2 protein-coding genes and 1 riboswitch are annotated in these 3,130 nt (G+C 71.0%); both genes read left to right on the top strand.

The features are described from left to right. A partial coding sequence (locus BN11_RS16860; protein ID WP_053084155.1) for an alpha-amylase family glycosyl hydrolase occupies window positions 1–2,247 on the top strand: 2,247 nt, incomplete at its 5' end. A 33-nt stretch (window positions 2,248–2,280) separates the two neighbouring features. Beyond that, window positions 2,281–2,352: riboswitch (cobalamin riboswitch) on the top strand. A gap of 61 nt (window positions 2,353–2,413) precedes the next feature. Continuing rightward, a partial coding sequence (locus BN11_RS16855) for a hypothetical protein (RefSeq protein WP_201329290.1) occupies window positions 2,414–3,130 on the top strand: 717 nt, incomplete at its 3' end.

Raw genomic sequence — 3,130 nt, 5'->3', positions numbered from 1 at the left:
GACGGGACGTGGCGGGCGCGGCTGACCGGGGTCGGGCCGGGCGCGCACTACGGCTATCGCGTGTGGGGGCCGGGCTGGACCGTCGACCCGGCCTGGACCCCCGGTTCGGCCGCTGGTTTCGTCGCGGACATCGGCCCGGGCGGCGAGCGTTTCAACCCCAACAAGCTGCTGACCGACCCGTACGCCCGCGAGATCTCCCACAGCCCGGCGAGCCCGGAGGTGGCGGCGGCGGGCGCGGACGCGGGGATCTTCGGCTGGGGCCCGCGCGACTACCGCGGGCGGCCGCTGCGGGAGTGGGACACCGCGGCATACGCTCCGAAGGCCATCGTGGTCGCCGACGCGACGCCCACCGGCACCAAGCCGAAGGTGGCGGCGCAGGACGCCATCATCTACGAGGCGCACGTGCGCAACCTGACCTCGCACCCCTCGGCGACGCAGCTGCATACCCTGCTCTCCGGCCTGCCGCGCTTCGCCGGCGTGGGCGACGTCCCGGCGCACCTGCAGGGCACGTATGCCGGTGCGGCGCTGCTCGCGCCCTACCTCAAGGGCCTCGGCGTCACGACGCTGGAACTGCTGCCGGTGCACGAGACCAGCGGCAGCGAACTCGACACCGCCGGATCCTCGAACCACTGGGGCTATATGACGCTCGGCTTCTTCGCGCCGAACCGGCAGTATGCCGCCGACAAATCCCCCGGCGGGCCGACGCGGGAGTTCAAGGCCATGGTCCGCGCCTTCCACGACGCCGGCATCGAGGTCTATCTCGACGTCGTCTACAACCACACCGGCGAGGGCGGCAACTGGGGCGACGGCGACACGGTCGGGTTCACGAGTTTCGGCGGATTCGCGACGCCCGACTACTACGTGCTCACCGACACCGGGCTGCTCGTCGACGGCGCGACCGGCTGCGGCAACCAGACCGACCTCTCCTCGCCCGTGGCGCAGCGCCTCGTGCTCGAATCGCTGGCGTACTGGTGCGACGAGATGGGCGTCGACGGGTTCCGGTTCGACCTGGCGCCCGTGCTCGGCCGGCTGCCCGACGCGGCGCCGCGGGAGGCATGGGGGGAGCAGCGGCGCTTCCACTCCGAGCACCCGATGCTGACGGCGATCCGCGACCTGGCGGCGGCCCGCGACATCGAGGTCATCGCCGAGGCGTGGGACCTGTGGGGATACGAGGTAGGCAACTTCCCCGACGGCTGGGGTGAGTGGAACGGCCGCTATCGCGATGCCGTGCGGCGCTACCTGAAGGGGGACGGCAACACCGGCACGTTCATGGCGATGATGAACGGCGACTATCAGGGCTTCCGCGACCAGGGCGGGCCGCAGCGGTCGATCAATTTCGTCACCGCGCACGACGGTTTCTGCCTGCTCGACCTGGTGTCCTATGACGGCAAAGTCAACGGCCAGCCGTGGCCGTTCGGGCCGTCCGACGGCGGCAGTGACAGCAACGACTCGTGGGGCAGCGGCGGCAACCAGACCCTCGTGCGGCAGCGCCTGCGCAACTTCATGGTCGCGCTGATCCTGGCCCGTGGCGTGCCGATGATGTGCTCCGGCGACGAGTTCGCACGGACCCAGAACGGCAACAACAATCCCTACAACCTCAACACGATCGGGATGTGGAACAACTGGGCCGCCGCAGCGACCAACGCGCCGACGCAGGCTGCGGTCGGGGTCGAGGGCGCGGCCTACCACGACACCTTCGGGGTCGCGGCCGCGCCCGCCGGGGTCAATCCGCACTTGGTGTTCACGACGTATCTGACGGCGCTGCGGCGCTCGCACCCGGGGTTGCGGCAGCGGTCGTACGGCGATGCCGAACTCGGCGGCACCGACGTGAGCTATGTCTTCACCCAGCCGCAGTCGGCGGACGCGCCGGCGGACGGTGACCGGGCGGTGCGGCTGTGGATCGACGCCTCGCCGGTCGGCGGATCCGATCTGTTGGTGTTGATCAATATGGCCGACCAGGCGGTGCGCTTCGGGGTGCCCGCGGCCGCCGAGGGGGTGGCGTGGCACCGGATCGTCGACACCGCCTCGCACTTCGAGGCCGGCTACAACTGCTGGGCGCTGGAGGAGTCCGACGTCATCGTGGGCGACTATGCCGCCGCGCCGTGGTCGATCGTCGTGCTGTCGGAGGGCGCGCCGGGCGTGGAGTCGGCCGCCAACTCCCCCGACGGCCCGCCGGCGTCGAGCATCGTCACGGAGGTCGCCGACACCATCATCGACACGGTCCGGGACTGGCTGCGCCGCCGCTGAGACCGTGCGGTAGGTTCGGGGTGTCCCTCGCGGGGGAAGCCGGTGCGAATCCGGCGCTGACCCGCAGCGGTGATGTCGGCCTCTGGCCGGATGAGCCCGAATGCCTGTGACGGACATGTCCATTCACATCGACTCCCCGCCGAGGTATGCGGAGGAAGGACCTCTCGTGTCTGTCCCCTCTCTTGCTCTGTCCCCTCTTTCCCTGTCCCGCAAGGGCGTTCGCCGCGCCGGCGTGACCGTCGTCGCCGCTGCGGCCACGCTGGCCGTGGCGGCCGGGCCGGTTGCTGCGGCACCCACTCCGTCCGACCGGCTGGCCGGCCGCACCGCCGCCGGCTGGCTGAACCGGCAGTTCGTCGACGGCACGCACCTGCAGACCGACTTCGGCGGCACGGCATACGACGACCCGGGTCTGACGCTCGATGCCGTCCTGGCCTTCGCCGCGGCGAAGACCAACAAGGTCACCAGTGACCGGGCGATGTCCTGGATCGCCCAGCCCGCCACCCTGGGTGCCTATGTCGGAACCGGCGGCGAGTCGTATGCCGGCGCGCACGCCAAGCTGGCCCTCGCCATCGACGTGACCGGGCGCGATGTCCGCTCCTTCGGAGGGCGCAACATCATCGCGGAACTCACTGCGCTGCAAACGAGTTCGGGGCGGTTGTCGGACAAGTCTGAGTGGGGTGACTATTCGAACGCCTTTGGGCAGAGCTTCGGCGTGCTCGCGCTGCAGCGGGCCGGGCTGTCGGGTCGGGCCGGGTGGGCGGCGGGTTACCTGCAGCGGCAGTCCTGCGCCGACGGCAGCGTTCCGATCGCCTTCGACCAGAGCCCGTGCGCCGGCGACCCGGACGCAACCGCCCTGGCGATCCAGGCGTTCGCCGCGACCGGG

The organism is Nostocoides australiense Ben110 (assembly GCF_001050535.1).
GTDB lineage: Bacteria > Actinomycetota > Actinomycetes > Actinomycetales > Dermatophilaceae > Nostocoides_A > Nostocoides_A australiense.
Note: the sequence above shows the minus strand (reverse complement) of the source record. Positions and strands in the feature narration are given on the sequence as shown.